This is a genomic window from Mycolicibacterium chubuense (assembly GCF_001044255.1).
In the GTDB taxonomy this organism is placed as follows: Bacteria; Actinomycetota; Actinomycetes; order Mycobacteriales; family Mycobacteriaceae; genus Mycobacterium; species Mycobacterium chubuense.
Genome location: NZ_JYNX01000034.1, coordinates 105,978 through 125,930 on the forward strand (window position 1 = coordinate 105,978; position 19,953 = coordinate 125,930).

General features: G+C 69.6%; 22 protein-coding genes and 4 pseudogenes. 13 read left to right on the forward strand and 13 right to left on the reverse strand.

Going from position 1 to position 19,953, the window contains the following annotated elements:
* Positions 1 to 46 precede the first annotated feature (46 nt).
* From MCHUDSM44219_RS30460 to MCHUDSM44219_RS11400, 3 genes are all read left to right on the forward strand, one after another.
* The gene (locus MCHUDSM44219_RS30460) at positions 47 to 1,744 is read left to right on the forward strand and encodes a nitroreductase family deazaflavin-dependent oxidoreductase (RefSeq protein WP_157868760.1); all 1,698 of its coding nucleotides are present in this window, start codon (positions 47 to 49) and stop codon (positions 1,742 to 1,744) included.
* Between the two features lie 114 nt (positions 1,745 to 1,858).
* Entirely contained in the window at positions 1,859 to 2,362 is a 504-nt protein-coding gene (locus MCHUDSM44219_RS11395; RefSeq protein WP_048418347.1) for a MarR family winged helix-turn-helix transcriptional regulator, read from the forward strand.
* A gap of 81 nt (positions 2,363 to 2,443) precedes the next feature.
* Complete coding sequence (locus MCHUDSM44219_RS11400) at positions 2,444 to 4,615, forward strand: molybdopterin-containing oxidoreductase family protein (RefSeq protein ID WP_048418348.1); 2,172 nt, start codon at positions 2,444 to 2,446, stop codon at positions 4,613 to 4,615.
* Here MCHUDSM44219_RS11400 and MCHUDSM44219_RS11405 read toward each other — a convergent pair.
* Complete coding sequence (locus tag MCHUDSM44219_RS11405; RefSeq protein ID WP_048418349.1) at positions 4,606 to 5,163, reverse strand: ATP-binding transcription factor AbmR; 558 nt, start codon at positions 5,161 to 5,163, stop codon at positions 4,606 to 4,608. The genes MCHUDSM44219_RS11400 and MCHUDSM44219_RS11405 overlap by 10 nt on opposite strands.
* 395 nt (positions 5,164 to 5,558) lie before the next feature.
* Between MCHUDSM44219_RS11405 and MCHUDSM44219_RS11410 the strand changes: the two genes are divergently transcribed.
* Positions 5,559 to 6,398, forward strand: coding sequence for a helix-turn-helix transcriptional regulator (locus MCHUDSM44219_RS11410; RefSeq protein ID WP_236695429.1), 840 nt, complete (start codon positions 5,559 to 5,561; stop codon positions 6,396 to 6,398).
* Positions 6,399 to 6,404: 6 nt separating this feature from the next.
* Here MCHUDSM44219_RS11410 and MCHUDSM44219_RS11415 read toward each other — a convergent pair whose 3' ends face one another.
* On the reverse strand, positions 6,405 to 6,608 hold the full coding sequence (locus tag MCHUDSM44219_RS11415) for a hypothetical protein (protein ID WP_048418351.1): 204 nt from the start codon (positions 6,606 to 6,608) through the stop codon (positions 6,405 to 6,407).
* 64 nt (positions 6,609 to 6,672) lie between these two features.
* Here MCHUDSM44219_RS11415 and MCHUDSM44219_RS11420 point away from each other — a divergent pair, with 64 nt between their 5' ends.
* Complete coding sequence (locus MCHUDSM44219_RS11420) at positions 6,673 to 7,566, forward strand: AIM24 family protein (RefSeq protein WP_048418457.1); 894 nt, start codon at positions 6,673 to 6,675, stop codon at positions 7,564 to 7,566.
* Position 7,567: 1 nt separating this feature from the next.
* Here the strand turns inward: MCHUDSM44219_RS11420 and dtd are convergent, their stop codons facing one another.
* Together dtd and MCHUDSM44219_RS11430 are read right to left on the reverse strand one after the other, a co-directional pair.
* Entirely contained in the window at positions 7,568 to 7,999 is a 432-nt protein-coding gene (gene dtd / locus MCHUDSM44219_RS11425) for a D-aminoacyl-tRNA deacylase (RefSeq protein ID WP_048418352.1), read from the reverse strand.
* Complete coding sequence (locus MCHUDSM44219_RS11430) at positions 8,000 to 8,626, reverse strand: DUF305 domain-containing protein (protein WP_048418353.1); 627 nt, start codon at positions 8,624 to 8,626, stop codon at positions 8,000 to 8,002.
* Between the two features lie 94 nt (positions 8,627 to 8,720).
* Here MCHUDSM44219_RS11430 and MCHUDSM44219_RS11435 point away from each other — a divergent pair, with 94 nt between their 5' ends.
* The 3 genes from MCHUDSM44219_RS11435 to MCHUDSM44219_RS11440 are packed head-to-tail and all read left to right on the forward strand — an operon-like array spanning position 8,721 to position 11,286.
* Positions 8,721 to 8,927 carry a heavy-metal-associated domain-containing protein gene (locus tag MCHUDSM44219_RS11435; protein WP_048418354.1) on the forward strand — a complete coding sequence of 69 codons (207 nt, stop codon included), beginning with the start codon at positions 8,721 to 8,723 and terminating at the stop codon, positions 8,925 to 8,927.
* A gap of 5 nt (positions 8,928 to 8,932) precedes the next feature.
* Positions 8,933 to 9,076, forward strand: a complete 144-nt coding sequence (locus MCHUDSM44219_RS30285; RefSeq protein ID WP_165762009.1) for a hypothetical protein — start codon at positions 8,933 to 8,935, stop codon at positions 9,074 to 9,076.
* The gene (locus MCHUDSM44219_RS11440; RefSeq protein WP_048418355.1) at positions 9,073 to 11,286 is read left to right on the forward strand and encodes a heavy metal translocating P-type ATPase; all 2,214 of its coding nucleotides are present in this window, start codon (positions 9,073 to 9,075) and stop codon (positions 11,284 to 11,286) included. Before MCHUDSM44219_RS30285 ends, MCHUDSM44219_RS11440 begins: the two co-directional genes overlap by 4 nt.
* Before the next feature lie 72 nt (positions 11,287 to 11,358).
* Here the strand turns inward: MCHUDSM44219_RS11440 and MCHUDSM44219_RS30940 are convergent.
* The 6 genes and pseudogenes from MCHUDSM44219_RS30940 to MCHUDSM44219_RS11460 form a co-directional block, all read right to left on the reverse strand.
* A partial coding sequence (locus tag MCHUDSM44219_RS30940) for an HNH endonuclease signature motif containing protein (RefSeq protein WP_236695430.1) occupies positions 11,359 to 11,935 on the reverse strand: 577 nt, incomplete at its 5' end.
* 1 nt (position 11,936) lies between these two features.
* Positions 11,937 to 12,320: pseudogene (locus MCHUDSM44219_RS30945) on the reverse strand (DUF222 domain-containing protein); the annotation flags it as partial.
* A 1-nt stretch (position 12,321) separates the two neighbouring features.
* Positions 12,322 to 12,533: pseudogene (locus tag MCHUDSM44219_RS30950) on the reverse strand (DUF222 domain-containing protein); the annotation flags it as partial.
* A 53-nt stretch (positions 12,534 to 12,586) separates the two neighbouring features.
* Positions 12,587 to 12,688, reverse strand: a pseudogene (locus tag MCHUDSM44219_RS31705) (hypothetical protein); the annotation flags it as partial.
* A gap of 125 nt (positions 12,689 to 12,813) precedes the next feature.
* Positions 12,814 to 13,103: pseudogene (locus MCHUDSM44219_RS29410) on the reverse strand (DUF222 domain-containing protein); the annotation flags it as partial.
* 201 nt (positions 13,104 to 13,304) lie between these two features.
* On the reverse strand, positions 13,305 to 14,432 hold the full coding sequence (locus MCHUDSM44219_RS11460; protein ID WP_048418358.1) for an adenylate/guanylate cyclase domain-containing protein: 1,128 nt from the start codon (positions 14,430 to 14,432) through the stop codon (positions 13,305 to 13,307).
* Positions 14,433 to 14,464: 32 nt separating this feature from the next.
* Between MCHUDSM44219_RS11460 and MCHUDSM44219_RS11465 the strand changes: the two genes are divergently transcribed.
* The gene (locus MCHUDSM44219_RS11465) at positions 14,465 to 14,956 is read left to right on the forward strand and encodes a DNA-deoxyinosine glycosylase (RefSeq protein WP_048418359.1); all 492 of its coding nucleotides are present in this window, start codon (positions 14,465 to 14,467) and stop codon (positions 14,954 to 14,956) included.
* Here MCHUDSM44219_RS11465 and MCHUDSM44219_RS11470 read toward each other — a convergent pair.
* Positions 14,946 to 15,785 (reverse strand): helix-turn-helix domain-containing protein, encoded by an 840-nt coding sequence (locus MCHUDSM44219_RS11470; protein ID WP_048418360.1) that lies wholly within the window; start codon positions 15,783 to 15,785, stop codon positions 14,946 to 14,948. The genes MCHUDSM44219_RS11465 and MCHUDSM44219_RS11470 overlap by 11 nt on opposite strands.
* A 27-nt stretch (positions 15,786 to 15,812) precedes the next feature.
* On the opposite strand from MCHUDSM44219_RS11470, the gene MCHUDSM44219_RS11475 reads away from it, so the two are divergent.
* The 3 genes from MCHUDSM44219_RS11475 to MCHUDSM44219_RS11485 are packed head-to-tail and all read left to right on the forward strand — an operon-like array spanning position 15,813 to position 17,196.
* Positions 15,813 to 16,286, forward strand: coding sequence for a VOC family protein (locus MCHUDSM44219_RS11475; protein WP_048418361.1), 474 nt, complete (start codon positions 15,813 to 15,815; stop codon positions 16,284 to 16,286).
* 9 nt (positions 16,287 to 16,295) lie between these two features.
* A complete protein-coding gene (locus tag MCHUDSM44219_RS11480; RefSeq protein ID WP_048418362.1) occupies positions 16,296 to 16,733 on the forward strand; it encodes an HIT family protein in 438 nt (145 codons plus the stop codon).
* Positions 16,734 to 16,737: 4 nt separating this feature from the next.
* The gene (locus MCHUDSM44219_RS11485) at positions 16,738 to 17,196 is read left to right on the forward strand and encodes a nitroreductase family deazaflavin-dependent oxidoreductase (RefSeq protein ID WP_048418363.1); all 459 of its coding nucleotides are present in this window, start codon (positions 16,738 to 16,740) and stop codon (positions 17,194 to 17,196) included.
* Here MCHUDSM44219_RS11485 and MCHUDSM44219_RS11490 read toward each other — a convergent pair.
* Both MCHUDSM44219_RS11490 and MCHUDSM44219_RS11495 read right to left on the reverse strand, forming a co-directional pair.
* The gene (locus MCHUDSM44219_RS11490; RefSeq protein ID WP_048418364.1) at positions 17,193 to 18,242 is read right to left on the reverse strand and encodes an LLM class flavin-dependent oxidoreductase; all 1,050 of its coding nucleotides are present in this window, start codon (positions 18,240 to 18,242) and stop codon (positions 17,193 to 17,195) included. The genes MCHUDSM44219_RS11485 and MCHUDSM44219_RS11490 overlap by 4 nt on opposite strands.
* Positions 18,243 to 18,280: 38 nt before the next feature.
* Complete coding sequence (locus tag MCHUDSM44219_RS11495; RefSeq protein ID WP_048418365.1) at positions 18,281 to 19,111, reverse strand: uracil-DNA glycosylase; 831 nt, start codon at positions 19,109 to 19,111, stop codon at positions 18,281 to 18,283.
* Positions 19,112 to 19,250: 139 nt separating this feature from the next.
* Between MCHUDSM44219_RS11495 and MCHUDSM44219_RS11500 the strand changes: the two genes are divergently transcribed.
* Positions 19,251 to 19,928: a sensor domain-containing protein gene (locus MCHUDSM44219_RS11500; protein ID WP_048418366.1), complete on the forward strand. Its 678-nt coding sequence runs from the start codon at positions 19,251 to 19,253 to the stop codon at positions 19,926 to 19,928.
* Positions 19,929 to 19,953: the final 25 nt, after the last annotated feature.

The following is a 19,953-nucleotide window of genomic DNA, read 5'->3' on the forward strand; positions in this document are numbered from 1 at the left end:
CATGTTTTTGTCTGCGGTGGTTCGGCGACGTCGTCGAGCAGAGGCGGTGAGACACGCGGTGCAAGTGGTGATCTGCGGGGCAGGAATCGCCGGGCTGACTCTGGCCAACCGGCTGGCGAACTCCGGCGCCCACGTGGTGCTCCTGGAGCGCTGCGCCGGGCCGCGATCCCAGGGGTACATGATCGACTTCTTCGGGCTCGGCTACGACGCGGCGGAAGCCATGGGGCTGATCGCGGGCCTCTCGAGGATCGCCTACGACATCGGTCACGCCGACCTGGTGGACGAGCGCGGCCAGGTGCGCGCCCAGGCGCGCGCCAAACAATTCACCAGCGGCCCACTACTCGACGTCATGCGGCCCGATCTCGAACGCGTGCTCCGTGAGTCGCTCCCGAGCGCGGTGGACCTGCGTTTCGGCAGCTCACTCACCGCGGTGACCGACCTCGGAACGGCCGTGCGGGTCACCCTTGGCGACGGTTCGCACCTCGACGCCGATCTGCTGGTCGGCGCCGACGGCTTGCACTCGACGGTCCGCCGGCTGGTCTTCGGACCGGAGTCGGACTTCCTTCGTCACCTCGGCTTTCACACCGCAGCGTGGACGTTCTCCGACGCCGCGATCCACGCCGCGGTCGCGGGGCGCTTCTGCCTCACCGACACCATCGACAGGCAGGTGGGGCTCTACCCGCTGCGCGGTGACGGAGTCGCCGCTTTCGCTGTGCACCGCAGCGCGGACGAGGAGCTCCCCGACGATCCGCGCGCTGCGCTCCGGCGCGCGTACGACGGACTGGAATGGCTGGTGCCGGCCGCGCTCGACCGCTGCCCACCGGACCCGTACTACGACCAGGTCGCCCAGATCGTGATGCCCCGCTGGAGTGTTGGTCGCGTGGCGCTTCTCGGTGATGCGTGCTGCGCGGTGTCTCTGCTCGCCGGTCAGGGCGCGTCGTTGGCAGTGGCCGGCGCCTACGTCCTGGCGGCCCAGCTCGCGCAGGCGACGTCGATCGAGCAGGCGTTCGCGCGCTACGAGACCCTGTGGCGACCCGTGGCCGAGGGTAGACAAGAGGCCGGCCGCTCGGCGGCGCGGTGGGTGCTGCCTTCCTCGGTACGGCAGCTGCGGCTCCGTCGCGCGATGCTGCGGGCCACCCGGTTCCCGCTCGTCGACGCGGTGGTGGCGAGGGCGATGGTCGGCAGGCGCAGCAGCGTGATCGACGCGCTGACCGCCGCGGACTCCAGGCGGAATCCGGTGGCCGGCACCCGGGCGGGCGCACGGGTCATGCGGGCGGCGTTTCGTGCGCCGACGTGGTTGTACGACAAGGGTTTCGGCTGGGCGTTCGGGCAGCGCTTCCTGTGCCTGACCCATCGTGGCCGCACCTCGGGACGTCGCTACCGCACCGTGCTCGAGGTCATCGGCACCGAACCCGCAGCCGCTGAGTACCTGGTGATCGCCGGATTCGGCCGCTCGGCGGACTGGTACCGCAACATCGAGGCCAACCCGGAAGCCGACGTGACCGTCGGCCGTCACCACTTCGCGGCCCGACACCGGGTGTTGACCGAACCCGAGGCGGAGTCCGCGGTCGCCGCCTACGAACGCGCCCATCGCGCGATCACGCCCGTCATTCGCCGGGTGCTGAGCCGGCTACTGGGCTGGCGCTACGACGGCAGCGATGCCGCCCGCCGGCGACTGGCCGCCGAACTGCCCGTTGTGGCCCTCTGGCCGCTCACCGGCGGCCCGCGGGAGGGCGCGACGTGACATGACCTCGGCGATACGTGCGCTGCGCAAGAATTGCGTACTGGCGCACCTGCATTGGCGATACACCGGCCGAAAGCGGTGACTCACCGCGTGCGTTCCCCCACAATTCATGCCATGACGACCCCGCCGGGCCCCTTCACTCCTCGCCGGACTTCGTTGTCGAGACAAGTGGATGCCGTCGTGCGCGCGTCGCGCGCCCTGGTCGGCGTCGCCGCTGAATCCCTGGGAGAAGTGGGCGACGTGGTGACCGTGCCCCAGTTCAGGGTCCTCGTGTTGCTGCACACCCGCGGCCCTTTGAACCTGACGTCGGTGGCAGCCGAACTGGGAGTCAACCCGTCGAATGCCAGCCGGACCTGTGACCGACTGATCAAGGCGCAGTTGCTGGACCGCCGTGAGTCCGCGGTCGATCGTCGTCACGTCACGTTGACGATCAGACCTGCGGGGCGACGCCTGGTCGAGAAGGTGACCGAACACCGGCGAGCGGCCATCGAACGCGTCTTGCGCAGCATGAAGGCCGGCGAGCGCCAGATGGTCGCAACGGCACTGGAGTTGTTCGCCGTCGCCGCCGGCGAGCCCGACACCACTGTCGGTGTGCTCTGGCCGCCGGACGCCGACTGACGCCCGCTGCGCCCCGACGTCAAGCACTCTGCTCATTCGTATTCACCTGACGTCCGACGGCTGCTCGGGCACCATGACGCCATGACCCGGACCGTCCACACGTTCTGTCGGTACTGCCTGGCATCTTGCGGGGTGGCCGTCACCGTCGACGGCAACCGCGTGCTGAAGATCTCGCCCGACAAGCAGAACCCGCACACCTGGCGTGACTTCTGCGCGAAGGGCCGTACCGCCGCCGCGCTGGTCGAGCATCCGCGCCGCATCGTCGCTCCGATGCGGCGGGTCGGCGACGGCTATGTCGAGGCGACCTGGGAGGAGGCCATCGCCGACATCGCAGCCCGGATGACCGCGGCGATCGACGCGGACTGCCCCGACGCCGTCGGTGTCTACTACGGCAACCCGGCCGGCTTCTCGTCGTCGAACATCATCTTCATGAACGGCTGGCTCGACGCGATCGGCACCCAGAGCCGGTACTTCGTCGGCTCGATCGACCAGAACGCGATGCACGTGGTCGCCGAGGCCATGTACGGCTCCATGCTGATGGCCCCGGTCTCCGACATCGACAACTGCGACTACTTCCTGCTGGTCGGCACCAATCCCGCGGTGAGCGCCTGGAATTGGCTCGAGACGGTGCCCGGCGGCTGGCGACGGGCGCTGGACCGGCAGGCCCACGGCGCCACGATCGTCGTGGTCGATCCGCTGCGCACCGAATCGGCCGCCAAGGCCGATCTCCATCTCCCGGTCCGGCCGGCGCAGGACTGGGCGCTGCTGCTGGGGATGGTCAAGGTCATCTTCGACGAAGGTCTCGAGCATCGGCAGGACTGCGCCGACCTGGCCACCGGTGTCGAGGAGTTGCGCGCGCTGGCCGCCGAGGCGGACCTCGACGACCTGGCGCTGCGGTGCGGACTGCCGCGGGCTCAGATCGAGAGGGTGGCACGCGATTTCGCCACGGCGCGGGCGGCGATGGCGGTGACCCGCACCGGCGTGTCGATGCACCTGACCGGTACTGTCGGGGAGTGGCTTGGCCATGCGCTCAACGTCATCACCGGACGCATGGACCGCCCCGGCGGCCGGCGCTACGAACCCGGCTACGTCGACACGATCCGGATGTCGAGCAGGATAGACGCCAGCCGGCACCGCAACCGGCTGTCGGGGCGGCCGATGGTGGCCGGCGGGCACGCGCTGTCGGAACTCCCGGCCGAGATCACCACGCCGGGGCGGGGTCGGATCCGGGCGCTGGTGATCAACTGCGGCAACCCGGTGGTGTCGGGCCCGGACGGGGCTGCGCTCGACAGGGCGCTGGCCGACCTGGATCTGCTGGTGGCGATCGATTTCGTGCAGCGGGAGAGCCACCGGCATGCGCACTGGCTGCTGCCGGCGGTGCACTGGCTGGAACGTGATGACCTGCTGGCGTTCACGAGCAACATGCACGACGAGCCCTATATCCAGTACGGCGCGAAGGCCGTCGAGGCGCCGCCGGGTGCGCGTCAGGAGTGGCGCATCTTCGCCGACCTCGCGATCGCCATGCGCCGTCCGCTGTTTCGCGTGCCGGGTCTCAACACGGTCATCCGCGCCACCCGCCGCGCCGCACACATCACGGGCGTCGGCGGGCTGGAGTTCGGTCCGCAGTGGATCGACCGGCTGGTGCTGGCGACGAGCCGAAAGGTCAACGGCCGCAGGCTCCGATGGCGCGACGTGCGCGCCCACCCGCACGGTTGGGTACTCGGCCCGCGTGAGTTCGGGCACTTCCGCGGCGCGTTGCGCACCCCGGACCACAAGGTTCGCCTCGCGCCTGCCGAGTTCGTGGCCCGTGCCCGCGACCTCCTCGCCCGACCGCCGGCCGATCCCCCGCCGGAGTTTCCGTTCTTGCTGGCCAACCGACGCCGCAGGCACTCGATGAACTCCTGGCTCAACGAGCTGCCAGGCCTGCATCCCTCGGGCAAGGGCACCGACGTGGTGATCCACCCCGAGGACGCGCGCCGCCTCGGCATCACCGACGGCGACCGGGTCCGCGTCACGTCGCGCGTCGGCCGGATCGAGCTCATCGCGTCCGTCGACGACGAGCCGCGGCCCGGCGTGGTGATCATCGACCACGGCTGGGGGTCGAGGGTTCACGATCCGCGCGGCGGCACCCCCGCCGAGTCCTTCGGCGTCAACCGCAATCTGCTGGTCGACGCCGAGCCGGTGGATCCGCTGTCGCAGACCCCGGCGCTGAACTCGACGTTCGTGGCCGTCGAGAAGGTGGATCAGACCTGAGGACCCGACGAGCGCAGGTCGTCCACCTCACGCATCGCGTCACGCAGCTTGCCGAGCCACTCGTCGGCGTGTTCGCCGACCAGGCGCACCGACCACGCCAGCGCATCCGAGCGTGACCGGGCCACACCGGCGTCGACGAGGGTGTCGAGCACCTGGCGTTCGGGCTGACGGAGCCGGGTCATCACCGGTACCGCGATGTGGGTGAACAGGATTCGCTCGTCGCCGACCGTCACGCCCCAGGCCACCTTGCGGCCGTAGCGCGCCTCGGCCTCGTCGGCGATGCGCATGCGTTCGCCGCGGGTCTGTTCGCGGAATCGTGCGGCGCGACCGGACGCGCGCGCCTCGCTGTCGGGCTCGCCGTCGGGTTCGGGGAGGTGGCCCACGACGGTGATCTCCTCGCGGTCGACGATGACCTCGGGGTCACCGGCGAACCATTCGGTGGGCAGGCGGCCGGCGAACCACTCGGCGGCGTCGCGGGCATCGGGTTGGTCGGCTTGCTGCCAGCCGCCGGAGCGGCCCGACCTACGGCTGTGGGGTTGGTGTCTCATGATTACATGCTTACACCGTTACAACCACGGATTGTGGTCGTTCACCGACGGCGAAACGGGGGCACCTCGCCGAGCCCGCGGCGTCGGCCTCCCGACGGGCTGCGCGGCGCTTCAGCTAAGGTTTCTCGCGCCAGATGAGACATCAAGGCACAGCAGAAGTGTAGAGTCGGCTCCGAGCCAGCAACCAGACAGAGCCCGCGGCGGTCTGATTGCCGGCGTCTGCAGTGACAACGGGGCACGGGGCCGACATGCACGAGCAACCTCACACCGACGCCACCGCCGGCGACTTCGTCATCAACACGACGGATCTCCAGGAGGTCGAGAACTCGCTGAGCGCCCTGTTCGGGAACATTCGTCTCAGCACATCCCAGCCGCATGACAATGCCCGCAGCCGGATGTGGCGCAGCTACGTCGGCCCCCTGGCGATCGACGATGCGGAGTTCGCTTTCGGCATGGACTTCGAGATGGAGCCACCTGAAAGCGTGCTGCTGTGTCGGGTGCGGTCCGGGGTGCTCGAAGAGAAGTCCTGCCGGAAGGACAGTCACCGGTACGGAACGGGAACAGTCGTCGCCTTCGGCGCCGTCGAAGGGCGCCCGTTGGCCGGCGGGACCGAACAGCCGCGCTATCACGTGCTGACGCTGCCTCGCCGCTGTCTCGCCGAGGCCGCCGGCGACGTCGACGCGTCGACGTCGCCGGCCGCGGCGCTCACCGGTTCGCGGCCGTTGAGTCCGGCTGCCAATGATCATCTCGTCGACGTGATCGACCATATCCGTCACAGCGTCCTGGGCAATCCCCGCGCGGCGCGCGAACCCCTGGTCGCGGGCGCCGTGACGCGTTATGTGGCCGCCAGCGTGCTTGCGACCTTCCCCAATACCCTCAGCGGTGCGCCGAGGACGGCCCGCGACGACGACAACCACGATGCGCTTCGGCGCGCCACCGCGTTCATCGAAGACCACGTCAGCGAGGACATTTCGCTCGCCGGAATCGCCGGCGCGGCACGTGTGTCGCCCGGCGCACTGGGTGAGTTGTTCCGCCGGCACCGGGAGGTCACGCCCATGCAGTATCTCCGGCAGATGCGGCTGCACAACGCCCATCACGAGCTCGTCCGCACAGATCCGGCGACGGGCTCGGTGGACGATATCGCTCACCGTTGGGGGTTCTGGCATGTCGGCCGCTTCAGGGCTCTCTACGCCCGCACCTACGGCACCACCCCGGACTCCACCCTCGATCGCTGAGGTGCGTCAGCCGCGTTTGATCACCACGGCGGCGCCACCCCCGACGGCCATCGCGATCAGCAGCAGTGCGGCCCAGCCCGCGCCGACCAGCCACCACACCGCCGCCACCGCGACGACAGCGGGTGAGAGCGCGAACAGCACCATGCCGGGGTGCGCTCTGATGACCGCAAGGGCGCTCTGCACCCTGTGGCGGTCGATTTCCTTTGTCATCACCCCAGGATGCCAGCGCGTGTCGGCATAGGGTGAGGACACCAGAACACGGGAGGTGGCGACGGTGACAGCACCCGGACAAGGCAGTTGGCAGCCCGACCCTGAGGGGCGCTACGACTACCGCTGGTTCGACGGGCAGCGGTGGACGGATCAGGTGTCCAAGGGCGGACAGGTGATGCAGGCTCCGCTGGGCCAGGCACCGGGCCCGCAGGCCGGTCCCGCGCCCGGCCAGGCGCAGGCGCAGGTCCAGGCACAGGTCCAGCAGGGCCCTGGCGGCGGTGACGGGTTCGCCGGAATCACCGGCGATCTCGTCGACGGCCGGTTCAGTGAGAAGGAAGCCAAGGCGATCGCGAACCAGAACGCCAAGCTGCTCCGCGTCCGACTGGGCGAACCGTTCATGGCCCGGCAGGGCTCGATGGTCGCCTACCAGGGCAATGTCGAGTTCGCGTTCGAGGGCGGTGGGGCCTCGAAGTTCATCAAGAAGGCGCTGACCGGCGAGGGACTGCCGCTGATGCGGTGCGCCGGGCAGGGCGACGTCTTCCTGGCCGAGCGCGCCTACGACGTCCACCTGCTCAACCTGACCAACTCCGGCCTGTCGATCAGCGGCAAGAACGTGCTGGCGTTCTCGTCGAGCCTGGACTGGAACATCGAACGGGTGAAGGGCGGCAGCATCGCCACCGGCGGACTGTTCAACACCACGCTGCGCGGGACCGGCTGGGTGGCGCTCACCACTGACGGGCCGCCCGTGGTGCTCAACGCCGCCGAGGCCCCCACCTTCGCCGACACCAATGCGGTCGTGGCGTGGTCGGCCAACCTGCAGACGCAGCTGAAGACGAGCTTCAAGGCCGGAGCGCTGATCGGCCGCGGATCGGGCGAGGCGGTCCAAGTGTCTTTCCACGGCAACGGATTCGTGATCGTCCAGCCTTCCGAAGGCGTGCAGATCACCACGACGCAGTAGCTCACAGCTCCAGCTGCACGGTCACCGGACCGTCGTTGACGAGTGCGACGGCCATGTCGGCGCCGAACGCGCCGGTCTGCACGTGCGCCCCCAGCGCGCGCAGCGCGTCGGCGAACGCGTCGACCAGCGGCTCGGCGACGGCCCCGGGCGCGGCGGCGTTCCACGTCGGCCGCCGACCCTTGGTGGTGTTGCCGTAGAGGGTGAACTGGCTGACGACCAGGATCGGCGCACCGATGTCGCTGGCCGACTTCTCGCCGTCGAGAATCCGCAACTGCCAGAGCTTTTCGGCCAGACGCTGCGCCTTGGCCGGGTCGTCGTCATGGGTGACGCCGACCAGCGCGAGCAGCCCCTGGGTGGCCGGGGTGATCTCGCCGACCACCTCGCCGGCCACCGTCACGCGCGCGGACGTCACCCGCTGCACGAGCACCCGCATCTAGAGCGATCCGAGAATCTGCTTCATCGTGGCGATCTCGCGCTGCTGGGCGTCGATGATGTCGCGGGCCAGCTTCTTGGCGTCCTCAGCCTTGCCCGTGTCGAGCTCGGTCTGCGCCATGCGCACCGCGCCCTCGTGATGGGCGATCATGCCGGTGAGGAACTGTCGCGTGGCGTCGACACCCTGGGCCTGGCGGAGCTGCTCGAGCTGCTGGTCGCTCATCATCCCCATGCCCATGTCGCTCATGTCGTGGCCCTCGTGGTTCATCGCCGGGGCGCCCCACTCGGTGAGCCAGTTCTGCATCGTCGCGATCTCCGGGCCCTGGGCGGCTTTGATCTGGTTGGCGAGCTCGACCACGCGGGGATCGATGCCCTGCTTGGCGAGGATGATGTCGCTCATCACGATCGCCTGCTCATGGTGGGGAACCATGCCGGAGGCGAAGGAGACGTCGGCATCGTTGTGCGCCGCTGCCGGATCGGCAGTCTGCGACATCGACCCGTGATCGTGCGTGGGCGACGCACCGGCATCCTCGGTGCTGCTGGAGCTGTCGGTACACCCCGACAGTGAGAGAACCAGGGCAGCTCCCCCGGCTGCCGCTACGGCCTGCAGTCTGCGTGTGGACTTCATTGTCGCGCTCCCTTCGAACCTCATTGAATACCCTAGGGGGGTATGGTACACATGTCTGAGCGGGCGCTTCACACCGCCTGAGGAAAGGACTCCCATGAGCACCACGACCATCAGCGTCGAGGGTATGACCTGCGGGGGGTGCGCCAACTCGGTGCGAGCCGAACTGAGCCACATCCCCGGCGTCCACGACGTCGGCATCGACCTCTCCCACGGTACGGTCACGATCGCCAGCGACGCCCCCATCGACGCCGCCGACATCCGTGCCGCGGTCGAAGAGGCCGGCTACCAGCTGGCGAGCTGATCGCGGTGTCGGCCGCGACGAGGATCGGCGCCTTCACCGCCCTGCTCGGGGCGGTGTTCGCCGTATCGCTGTGGATCGGGCGCACCCTCGGCCCCGAGCCGGCCGCCCCGGCCGAGGTGACCCACCAGCACGAGGGAGGCCGGCCATGACCTCGGTCGAGCTGTCGATCGACGGGATGACGTGCGCGTCGTGCGCGGCCCGGGTCGAAAAGAAACTCAACAAACTCGACGGCGTCACAGCGACGGTCAACTTCGCGACCGAGAAGGCGCGCGTCGAGTACGGCGGAGCCGTGACGCCCGACGACCTCGTCGCCGCGGTGGAGGCGGCCGGGTATCACGCCGAGCTGCCGCAGCAGGCTCCCGCGGCTGAGGCGGCCGTCGACGACCCCGCCGCGGCGCTGCGACGCCGACTGCTGATCTGCCTGGCGTTGACGATTCCGGTGGTCGCGATGGCGATGGTGCCGGCGCTGCAGTTCACGTACTGGCAGTGGCTGTCGCTGACGCTCGCGGCGCCGGTCGTGGTCTGGGGGGCCTTCCCGTTCCACGCGGCCGCATGGACGAACCTGAGGCACGGCGCTGCGACGATGGACACGCTGATCTCGGTGGGCACGCTCGCCGCCTTCGGCTGGTCGATCTATGCGCTGTTCTGGGGCAGCGCGGGCATGCCGGGGATGACGCACCCTTTCGAGCTGACGATCGCCCGCACCGACGGCAGCGGCAACATCTACCTGGAGGCCGCGGCCGGGGTCACGACGTTCCTCCTGGCGGGCCGCTACTTCGAGGCACGGGCCAAGCGACAGTCGGGCGCGGCTCTGCGGGCGCTGCTCGACATGGGTGCCAAGGAGGTGTCGGTCCGCAAAAACGGCGCCGAACAACGTATTCCGATCGATCAGCTGAACTCCGGCGACGAGTTCGTGGTGCGGCCCGGCGAGAAGATCGCCGCCGACGGCGTGGTGGTCGAAGGGTGCTCGGCCGTGGACGCCTCGATGCTGACCGGGGAGTCGGTGCCCGCCGAAGTGGCGCCCGGTGACGAGGTGGTCGGTGCGACCGTGAACGTCGACGGGCTCCTCGTCGTGCGGGCGCGTCGGGTCGGTGCCGACTCCCAGCTGGCGCAGATGGCACGGATGGTCGAGGACGCGCAGAACGGCAAGGCCCACGCGCAGCGCCTCGCCGATCGGATCTCCGGCGTGTTCGTCCCGATCGTGATCGCGTTGTCCGTTGCGACACTCGGGTTTTGGCTCGGCACCGGCGCGCCGGTGGCGGCCGCGTTCACCGCGGCGGTCGCGGTGCTGATCATCGCGTGCCCGTGCGCGCTGGGACTGGCGACGCCGACGGCGCTGATGGTCGGCACCGGCCGCGGTGCGCAGCTGGGGATCCTGATCAAAGGCCCGGAAGTGCTGGAGTCGACCCGGCGGGTGGACACCGTCATCGTCGACAAGACGGGGACGGTGACCACCGGCACGATGACGCTGGACGATGTCGTCGCCGCTGACGGCGAGCAGCCCGACGAGGTGCTGCGCATCGCCGGCGCCGTGGAGAGTGCGTCCGAGCATCCGATCGCGCGGGCGATCACCGCCGGAGCGCGGGACAAGCTCGGGGAACTGCCGGCGGTGACGGCGTTCGAGAACCTGCGCGGCCTCGGCGTGCAGGGCACCGTCGACGGGGGGGCCGTGGTGCTGGGCCGGATCAGGTTGCTCGACGAGCGCGGGTTCGAGGTCCCGGCGGAGCTGACGGCCGCCGCGCACATGGCCGAGTCGGACGGCCGCACCGCAGTGGTGGTGGGCTGGGACGGTAGGGCACGTGGTGTGCTGACAGTGGCCGACGCTGTCAAAGCCACGTCAGCGGAAGCGGTTTCACTGCTGAAGAGGCTAGGCCTCGAGCCGATCATGGTGACCGGCGACAACGAGGCGGTCGCCCGCGCGGTGGCCGCGCAGGTCGGGATCAACCGGGTCATTGCGGGAGTGCTTCCGCAGGAGAAGGTAGACACCGTGGTGCGCCTGCAGGGCGAGGGCAAGGTCGTCGCGATGGTGGGCGACGGTGTCAACGACGCGGCCGCGCTGGCGCAGGCCGACCTCGGTCTGGCGATGGGCAGCGGCACCGACGTCGCGATCGAGGCGAGCGACCTGACGCTGGTGCGCGACGACCTGCGCGCCGTGCCGGACGCGATCCGGCTGTCGCGCAGGACATTGGCGACGATCAAGGGAAACCTGTTCTGGGCGTTCGCCTACAACGTCGCCGCGCTGCCGCTGGCGGCCGCAGGCCTGCTCAATCCGATGATCGCCGGTGCCGCGATGGCGTTCAGTTCGGTCTTCGTGGTGAGCAACAGCCTACGGCTCCGCGGTTTCACGCCGGCGCGCTGACCGGACCGCAGCGTGGCGCGTGCGAGTTGCGCATCGCTCGAGCCCACGGAAAAGATTGTCGGGGAACGCACCTCACGGTCCTTGGTCGTCTTCGGGCAGAAGGTGACGTTCGGGGTGGTGGTAGCCGTTGACGCGGTGCTGGCCGGTGTCGAGGTCGGGTGGGGGCACCCATTCGGTCTGGCCTTTGGTGTTTCGTTGGGTGGTCCAGTCGGTGGTCTCGATCATCCGGTTTTCCGGGCCGCAGGCCAGGGTCAGGGTGTCGACGTCGGTGCGCCCGCCGTTCTTCCAGTCCGTGACGTGATGCACCTGGCACCAGTAGCCCGGCACCGTGCAGCCGGGGCGGGTGCAGCCGCGGTCGCGGGCGTGCAGCACGATCCTCTGCGCCGGGCTCGCGATCCGTTTGGTGCGGCCCAGATACAGGGCTTGGCTGGTGTGCTGATCGAACACCGCCAGATAGTGGAACGCATGCGACGCCATGCGGATCAGATCACCCATCGGCAGCAGGGAGCCGCCGCCGGTGACCGCCACCCCCGCCCCCTTCTCCACCTCCTGCAGCGTTGTCGACACGATCACGGTGACCGGTAACCCGTTGTGCTGGCCCAGTTCCCCGGAGCACAGCGCCATGCGGCCCACGGCCAGCCAGGCGTCGNGTCGACACGATCACGGTGACCGGTAACCCGTTGTGCTGGCCCAGTTCCCCGGAGCACAGCGCCATGCGGCCCACGGCCAGCCAGGCGTCGTGGCGGCGCTGGGCTGGGCTGCGGGTGTCAGCGCGGCGCTGCTGCTCGTCGGGTTCGCCTTCGATGCACGGCTGCTCGTCGTCGGGGTTGCACACACCGGGGGCGGCGAGTTTGGCCTCGACCGCTTCGTAGACCGCCCGCCATTCCGGGGTGACCCAGCCTGAGAGCCGGCTCATGCCGTCGGCCTGCTGGTCACCCAGGGTGACGCCGCGGCGACGGGCGCGTTCGGCGTCGGTGGGTTCGGGGCCGTCCTGATCGATCATGGTGGCCAGCCGCTTCGCGGCCGCCTTCAACNCCCAGGGTGACGCCGCGGCGACGGGCGCGTTCGGCGTCGGTGGGTTCGGGGCCGTCCTGATCGATCATGGTGGCCAGCCGCTTCGCGGCCGCCTTCAACTCCTCCGGGCACAACCCGGCGCCGAGTCCGGCGAGTTGGCGGTCGGCCGAGGCGCGGGTGTCCCCATCCACCCACGACGGCAGGTTGTCGTGAAATGTCGCGATGACGGCCACGTGTTCCGCGTCGAGCAGACCCTGAGACTGCGCGGCGGCGGTCGCCTCCCATNCGACGGCAGGTTGTCGTGAAATGTCGCGATGACGGCCACGTGTTCCGCGTCGAGCAGACCCTGAGACTGCGCGGCGGCGGTCGCCTCCCATACCGGCGCCATCGGCTCCCCGGTCAACGCTTGTCGCGGTCCCAACGAGGCCGCGTGGGCCAGCCGTCGTTTGGCCTCGCGATCCGACACCCGTAGCGCGGTGGTGAGCACCGTCTTCCACGACGACTCACCCAACNCGCGGTCCCAACGAGGCCGCGTGGGCCAGCCGTCGTTTGGCCTCGCGATCCGACACCCGTAGCGCGGTGGTGAGCACCGTCTTCCACGACGACTCACCCAACCGGCGCGGTTCGGTCTCGGCGGTCAGCCGGGCCAACACCCGATGCTCCAACGCCGGCACGGTCCTGAGCACCGTCGTCACCTCGGCCAAAAGCTCCACCAGCTCGCGGTGGGACAGGGTGTCGCAGACCTCGTGCAGCATCGCGATCTGCGACCGGATCGCCTCCACCGCGCTCGCGACTTCACCCATACATCGAACACTAGTTCGAACCNTCGCAGACCTCGTGCAGCATCGCGATCTGCGACCGGATCGCCTCCACCGCGCTCGCGACTTCACCCATACATCGAACACTAGTTCGAACCACCGACAGATCAGTCACCGATTGTGACAGCTGAAACGCAAGTGGCCAAAGATTTTCGAGAGGTTGGCGGCGCCAATACAGCCCGGCGCCTACTCTCCGTCCGCTCCCGCGTGCCGGGCCCGGAACAGCTTGATGTCGGACTTGAAGCCCTTCAGGTGTCGGGCGCCGGCGAACGACCACGTGAACCGCTCGTCGTCGCCGATCGCCTCGCGCGCGGACTCGGACACCAGAACCGATCCGGGGCGTGCAGCCCCGGTCACGCGGGCGGCGAGGTTCACCGGGCTGCCGAACCAGTCCCCCTCCCGGCTCACCGCCATTCCGGTCGCCACGCCCACCCGCAGCCGCGGGAAATCACCGTCGTCGTCGGTCGCGTCGACCAGGCGCAGCACCGCCTCCAGCAGCGGCGCCGGCTCCGGACTAACCAGCATCACCTCGTCGCCGATGGTCTTGATGAAGCGCACCGGCGCGACGGCGACCTCGCGCGTCATGTCCGCCAGCCGCTGCGCGAGCCGCTCGAGATCCTCAGGCGGCAACGCCTCCCCGAGCCGGGTGAACCCGACGAGGTCGGCGAATGCGATGGTCACCAGCCGTGCGCCCGGCAGGTGCTGCCCCTCGGCGCGTTCGGTGGCGTTGACGGCCTCGGTCTCGATCGCATGCCGAAGCTGCAACAGCAGAACGTCCTGGATCAGCGGCCCGAGCAGAGGCGCCAGCCCAGAGACGAGCGACTCCGACGCCTTCGCGATCTCCAATTCCGTTGCCGCCGGGTGCAGCACGGCCGCCAGAGCCGCATAGCGCATCGCCTCCGCGGCGCGCGAGAGACCATCGCCGAGCAGCCGGGTGATCTGCACCAGCTCGTCGGGATCGATACCGGCCGCCAAGAAGTCGCGGGTGAACTTGGCCGCCTCGGCATCGGCACGCAACAACACGGCCGCGTCGGGATCCTCGATCCGCGGCAGCCCCATCGCCCGCTGGATCCGCTCGAAGAGCTCCAACTCGACGCCGTGCTTCTCGGCCGCCTCCCGCGCCGACACGTACACGCCGTCGTCGCCGATGACACGGCGCGACGCCAGCAGCATCGGCGAAGTGCTCGCCTTGATCTGCTCGATCGTCACCCCCCGTTCGAGCAGCCAGGGGATCAGCTCGGCACGCTCGGCGCGCGCGCTCCCCTCGAGCCCGTCGAGCAGCCCGGTCGCCTCGAGATCGACGTCGTCGGTCACCGGCTCAACCTACCGTGCGCTACACAGGAGTCATGACCTCACCGACGGTGCGCAGCTTTCCGCCGCTCGCGACGGCCGACGCCCGGATCCTGATCCTGGGCAACATGCCCGGAGTCGTGTCGCTGCAGGCCGACCAGTACTACGCGCATCCGCGCAACGCGTTCTGGCGGATCACCGCACAGCTTTTCGGGTTCGACGCCGAGGCACCGTACGACGACCGCGTCCGCCGGCTCACCGGGGCCGGGGTCGCCGTCTGGGACGTCCTGCAGTCGTGCCGCCGCATCGGCAGCCTCGACGCCGCCGTCGAACCGGACAGCATGGTGGCCAACGACTTCGCGGCCTTCTACGCCGCGCACCCGGGAATCAGCCACGTCTACTTCAACGGAGCGGCGGCCGAACGCAACTACCGTCGGCTGGTGGAGGTGACGGGGCCGCGGCAGTACACGCGGCTGCCATCGACCAGCCCGGCCCACACCTGGACCGTCGAGACGAAACTCGCCGCGTGGCGCGCGATCACGGCGTGAGGCGAGTGTGCGCGACGGCGTACTCCCCCGGCGTGCACCCCAGCATCGCGCGGAAGTCGTTGATGAAGTGAGCCTGGTCGTACCACCCCAGCCGGACCGCCAGGTCCGCGAAATCGACGTCGGTGCCGCTCTCGATCTCCAGCGCGGCGTTCTGCAGCCGGTAGCGGCACAGCACCCACTTGGCCGGCACCCCGACGTAGCGCCGGAACACACGCTGCGTCGTGCGCGCGCTCCACGGCGACAGCGCCATCACCTGCTCAACCCGATGGATGCCGGTGTCGTCGCGCATCCGGTCGACCAGGCCGGTCACCGCCCGGTAGGTCGCGTCCGGCTCAGGCGCCGCACCGATGAGCCGATCCCATTGTCCCGCAGCATCGTTCACGTCATCAGCGATCTGGACAGGGCCGCCGAACAGATCGTCGTCGACGGCCCGGATCCGGCCCGTCATCGCCGAGGCGTCCCCGCCGAACCTCGCGGTGAATCCACCGGGCCGGAACCGCGCACCGACGACGGCACCCCGCTGGCTGAGGGTGGTTCGGAACACGTGCGCCACGACGCCGTGCACCAGCGTGGCCGGTAGCGAAAACCCGTGTCGCACGCCGTCGGAACCCCATTCGTGCGTCAGATGCAGCGAAGGAAACGTGATCACCGTGTTCTCGACCGGCGACCGGCCGCGCAGGTCCCACGTGACCGACCAGAAGTGCTCGACGAACCGCGCGGTGTCGCTACTGGGTGCCCAGCGCTGCAGGTCGAAAAGCGACGAACTCGCGGACCGGCCGACCACACCGCGCATCGGCGGCTCGACTGTCGCCTTTTTCCAAGCCCCCATGGCATCGAGGCTACGAAACTCGGGGGCATGTCTGCACACCCGATCCCTTCCGGATACACCAGCCTGACCCCGTTCCTCTGTGTCGACGGAGCCACTGCGGCCATCGACTTCTACACCGCGGCGTTCGGCGCCGCGCTCGTCGAGAAGATGGACGGCCCCGACGGCACCGTCGCCCACGCCGAACTCGACTTCGGCTCCGGCCGTCTGCAACTCGGCGATCCGGCCGAGGCCTACAAGACCGCCGCGCCCGACCCCTCTGCCGATGTCGCGACATTCTCGATCGCGCTGTACTGCAGCGATGTCGACGACGTCGTGGACCGGGCGCGCCGGGCAGGCGCGACGGTGCGGGAGGAACCGCAGGACTTCGCCACCGGCGACAGGTTCGCCTCCCTGCGCGACCCGTTCGGGGTCCGCTGGACCGTGATGACACGCATCGAGGACGTCTCGGCCGAGGAGCGGGACCGGCGGCTGGGCGAATGGGCCGAGCAGAACGTCCACTAGCGTGGCGGGATGTCCTGCGTCTTCTGCGCCATCGTCGAGGGTGCCGCTCCCGCCATCAGGATCCACGAGGACGACGACTACCTCGCGATCCTCGACATCCGGCCCTTCACCCGCGGCCACACGCTGGTCATCCCGAAGCGCCACACCGTCGACCTGACCGACACCCCGCCGGAGACCGTGGCCGCGATGACCGTGCTCGGCCAGCGCATCGCCAAGGCGGCACGTGCCTCGGGTCTGCACGCCGACGGCAACAACATCGCGATCAACGACGGCAAAGCGGCCTTCCAGACGGTGTTCCACATCCACCTGCACGTCGTACCGCGCCGCGACGGCGACAAGCTGTCCTTCGCCAAGGGCATGCTGGTGCGCCGCGACAGCGACCGCGAGGAGACCGGGCGACTGCTGCGCGAGGCACTGGCGCAGATCGACACCGCCGAGTTGGATTGAGCAGATGAACATCGCTCTGTGGATCGAGCAGAACATCGGGACCCGGCTGCTGATGGTGCACGACAGCCTGTACAAACGCACCAACGGCCGAATCGGTCACCGCATCCCACTGCCCGGCGTGCCGCCGAGCGTGCTGCTGCACACCGTCGGCGCGAAGACCGGCAAGCAGCGGACCAACACGCTGTCGTACTTCCCCGACGGCGGCCACTACTACGTCGTCGCCTCCAAGGGCGGCGACCCCAGGGCGCCCGGCTGGTATCACAACCTCAAGGCGAATCCCGACATCGAGATCAACATCGGGCCACGGAGATTGGCGGTCAAGGCCACGCCGGTGCTGGCCGACGATCCCGCCTATCCGCGGCTGTGGGAGTTGGTCAACCGGGACAACAGCAACCGGTACAACGGCTACCAGAGCCGGACCAGCCGCAAGATCCCGCTGGTGCGGCTGACGCCGAAGAGCTAGAACAACTCCTTGGCGAGCAGCTCCAGGGTGGCCTCGCGGGCCGGCGCGGTCGCCGGATCGGTGCCGCGGTGCGCCGAGGCGACCGGATGGATCATCACCTCGTCGACGTCGAACGCGGCAGCCAGCGCACGTACCTGCTCGGCGGCCTCGGCCGGGCTGCCCACCACGGCCTGCCGCAGGCCCGCATCGATGACCTGTTGTGCACGGGGACCGAGGTCGGTCCTCTCGGCGTCCTCCACCAGATCCACCGCACCCAGCGGGGCCCCGGTCCGCAGCCGGGCCATCATCTGCAGGTTCGGCAGCACCAGACGCATTGCCTCGTCGTGTGTTTCGGCGACGACGGCGTTGACGGTCAGGAACGTGACAGGCTCGGGGGTCAGCTCGCTGGGCCGGAACTCGTCCCGGTAGGTCTGCAGCGCCTCCGCGGTGCCCTGACCCGAGAAGTGGTGGGCGAACACGTACGGCAGACCCTTGGCCGCGGCCAGGTGCGCCGAGTACATCGACGACCCGAGCAACCACAGCGTCGGCTCCGACGCGGCGGCCGGCGTGGCCTTGAGGATGTAGTTGTCGCGCATCAGGTCACGCGGCAACGCCACCCGTACTCCCCGGGCGCTCATCAGGGCGACGACGTCGTCGAGGTACTCGGGGAACGCCTCGATGTCCCGATCGTCCCGGCCGGCAGCACCGCGCAGCGCCATCGACGTCACCGGGTCCGAGCCGGGGGCGCGGCCGATCCCCAGGTCGATCCGCCCCGGATGGGCCGCCTCGAGCAGTGCGAACTGCTCGGCGACCGCCAGGGGCGCGTGGTTGGGCAGCATCACCCCGCCGGAACCGAGACGCAGGGCCGACGTGTGCGCGGCGAGATGGGCCAGCAGCACCGGCGGGCTGGTCGCCGCCACCGAAGCCATGTTGTGGTGCTCGGCCACCCAGTAGCGGGTGTATCCGAGCCGGTCGGCGGTCTGGGCCAGGCGCGTCGTCGCGGCCAGCGCATCGGAGGTGTTCTGGTCGGAGCGCACGGGCACGAGGTCGAGGACGGAAAGGCGCATTGACTTTGCAACGCGCCGAGGTGTCGCGACGTTCCCGATCACGCCGAAATCGCACGGGCCTGGGCGAAGATGTCGTCCATCATCGCGGGTGTCAGGCGCCCGGTGAACGTGTTCTGCTGGCTGGGGTGATAGCAGCCCAGCAGCACCAGGTCCCCCTGCGGTGTGGACAGCGGTGCCGTCACACCGTGACCGAACTTGGGCGCCGGCGTGCCCACCGCCCCGCCGGCCCGGCGGATCAGCGCCAGCGCTGCCTGCCACGCGATTCCGCCGAGGGCGACGATCACCCGCACGTGCGGGCCGATCAGCCTCCACTCGGCGTCCAGCCACGGCGCGCAGGTGCTGCGTTCGGCCGGCGTCGGAGCGTTGCCCGGCGGTGCACAGCGCACGGCTGCGGCCACCCGAATGTCGTTGAGCACCAAACCGTCTGCGCTGTCGGTGGCTGTCGGCTGATTGGCCAGGCCCGTGCGGTGCAGCGACCCGAACAGGAAGTCGCCCGACCGGTCGCCGGTGAACACCCGCCCGGTGCGGTTGGCGCCGTTGGCCGCAGGCGCGAGCCCGACGACAAGGATCCGCGGCTGTTCGGCGCCGAAGCCCGGGGCCGGCCGGCCCCAGTACGGCTGGTCGGCGAAGGACTTGCGCTTCACCGTCGCCACCTCCTCACGCCAGGCGACCAGCCGCGGGCAGGCCCGGCACACCGACACCTCGGCGTCGAGCTGGGCGACGGCGGTGGCGGCCTGCGCCAGCGCGGCCACCTCGGCGGGCGTCCCGGCGACCACGGTGCGTGCGTTCGCCGGGTCGCCCGGCCACCCGGAACCGGGGCGCACCGGGGAGTCGAACAGCGCACCCGTGCGCGGATGGGGCAAACTCACCGGTCCACCTGTTCGTTACCAGATCGCACGGTTCATCGTTACCACGAAACACCCTTCGCCTCAGCCGAGCGTCGCCGCACGTCCCGCACCATGGATCGCCTGAGAGTCATTGGCCACGGGGTGAGGTGGGGAGAAGTTCATGCGACGAGCGAGCGCTGCGGTGGTGGGAATCTGCGTCCTGGTGACCGGGTGCGGCGACACGATCAGCAACGCCGAGTCGCCGACACCGACCAGGACGATGATCCCGCGCCCGCTGATGGAGCGTGAGCTCGCCGGTCTGCTGCTGCGCCCCGAGCAGATCTCCGCCACGATGGGCGCGCCGATGGCGGTCACCGAGTCACAGTCCGCGATGTCGGACAACAGCGCGATCATGGCCCCGCCGGAGTGCCTGGCGATCGACGGCGCCGCCGAAGCCCAGGTGTACGCCAACAGCGGCTTCGGCGCCGAGCGCGACCAGAGTTTCAATGACGGCGACGCGTTCAAGCACTACTCCAAGCAGGCCGTCGTGATGTTCCCCTACCTGGAGAAGGCCGCCGAGTTCTTCGACGCGTCGGCCAACCAGTGGCCGGCCTGCCACGAATACACCCACACCCAGAGCGAGTCGCAGTGGACGGTCGGCGAGATCCGCAACGCCGACCACGTGCTGAGCACCGTTGCGATGCAGCGCGACGCCGCCGCCCCGGGGTGGGGCTGCGGACGGGCGCTGATGCAGCGCAACAACATCATCATCGACGTCAACACCTGCAGCGCGAACCCCGCCGACACGGCGGTCAAGATCGCCGACCAGATCGCCGCGAACGTCGCGGCGACGTGGTAGCCGCCCCGGGACTTGCTACCGTGCG

Bases quoted from the DNA above. Each gene is read 5' to 3' on its own strand.
- MCHUDSM44219_RS11465 (WP_048418359.1), top strand. From the start codon at position 14,465: ATGACCTCACCGACGGTGCGCAGCTTTCCGCCGCTCGCGACGGCCGAC.
- dtd (WP_048418352.1), bottom strand. From the start codon at position 7,999: ATGCGGGTGCTCGTGCAGCGGGTGACGTCCGCGCGCGTGACGGTGGCC.
- MCHUDSM44219_RS11475 (WP_048418361.1), top strand. From the start codon at position 15,813: ATGTCTGCACACCCGATCCCTTCCGGATACACCAGCCTGACCCCGTTC.
- MCHUDSM44219_RS11500 (WP_048418366.1), top strand. From the start codon at position 19,251: ATGCGACGAGCGAGCGCTGCGGTGGTGGGAATCTGCGTCCTGGTGACC.
- MCHUDSM44219_RS11485 (WP_048418363.1), top strand. From the start codon at position 16,738: ATGAACATCGCTCTGTGGATCGAGCAGAACATCGGGACCCGGCTGCTG.
- MCHUDSM44219_RS11430 (WP_048418353.1), bottom strand. From the start codon at position 8,626: ATGAAGTCCACACGCAGACTGCAGGCCGTAGCGGCAGCCGGGGGAGCT.
- MCHUDSM44219_RS11405 (WP_048418349.1), bottom strand. From the start codon at position 5,163: ATGAGACACCAACCCCACAGCCGTAGGTCGGGCCGCTCCGGCGGCTGG.
- MCHUDSM44219_RS11470 (WP_048418360.1), bottom strand. From the start codon at position 15,785: ATGGGGGCTTGGAAAAAGGCGACAGTCGAGCCGCCGATGCGCGGTGTG.
- MCHUDSM44219_RS11480 (WP_048418362.1), top strand. From the start codon at position 16,296: ATGTCCTGCGTCTTCTGCGCCATCGTCGAGGGTGCCGCTCCCGCCATC.
- MCHUDSM44219_RS11395 (WP_048418347.1), top strand. From the start codon at position 1,859: ATGACGACCCCGCCGGGCCCCTTCACTCCTCGCCGGACTTCGTTGTCG.
- MCHUDSM44219_RS11410 (WP_236695429.1), top strand. From the start codon at position 5,559: ATGTGGCGCAGCTACGTCGGCCCCCTGGCGATCGACGATGCGGAGTTC.
- MCHUDSM44219_RS11440 (WP_048418355.1), top strand. From the start codon at position 9,073: ATGACCTCGGTCGAGCTGTCGATCGACGGGATGACGTGCGCGTCGTGC.
- MCHUDSM44219_RS11400 (WP_048418348.1), top strand. From the start codon at position 2,444: ATGACCCGGACCGTCCACACGTTCTGTCGGTACTGCCTGGCATCTTGC.
- MCHUDSM44219_RS11490 (WP_048418364.1), bottom strand. From the start codon at position 18,242: ATGCGCCTTTCCGTCCTCGACCTCGTGCCCGTGCGCTCCGACCAGAAC.
- MCHUDSM44219_RS11435 (WP_048418354.1), top strand. From the start codon at position 8,721: ATGAGCACCACGACCATCAGCGTCGAGGGTATGACCTGCGGGGGGTGC.
- MCHUDSM44219_RS11415 (WP_048418351.1), bottom strand. From the start codon at position 6,608: ATGACAAAGGAAATCGACCGCCACAGGGTGCAGAGCGCCCTTGCGGTC.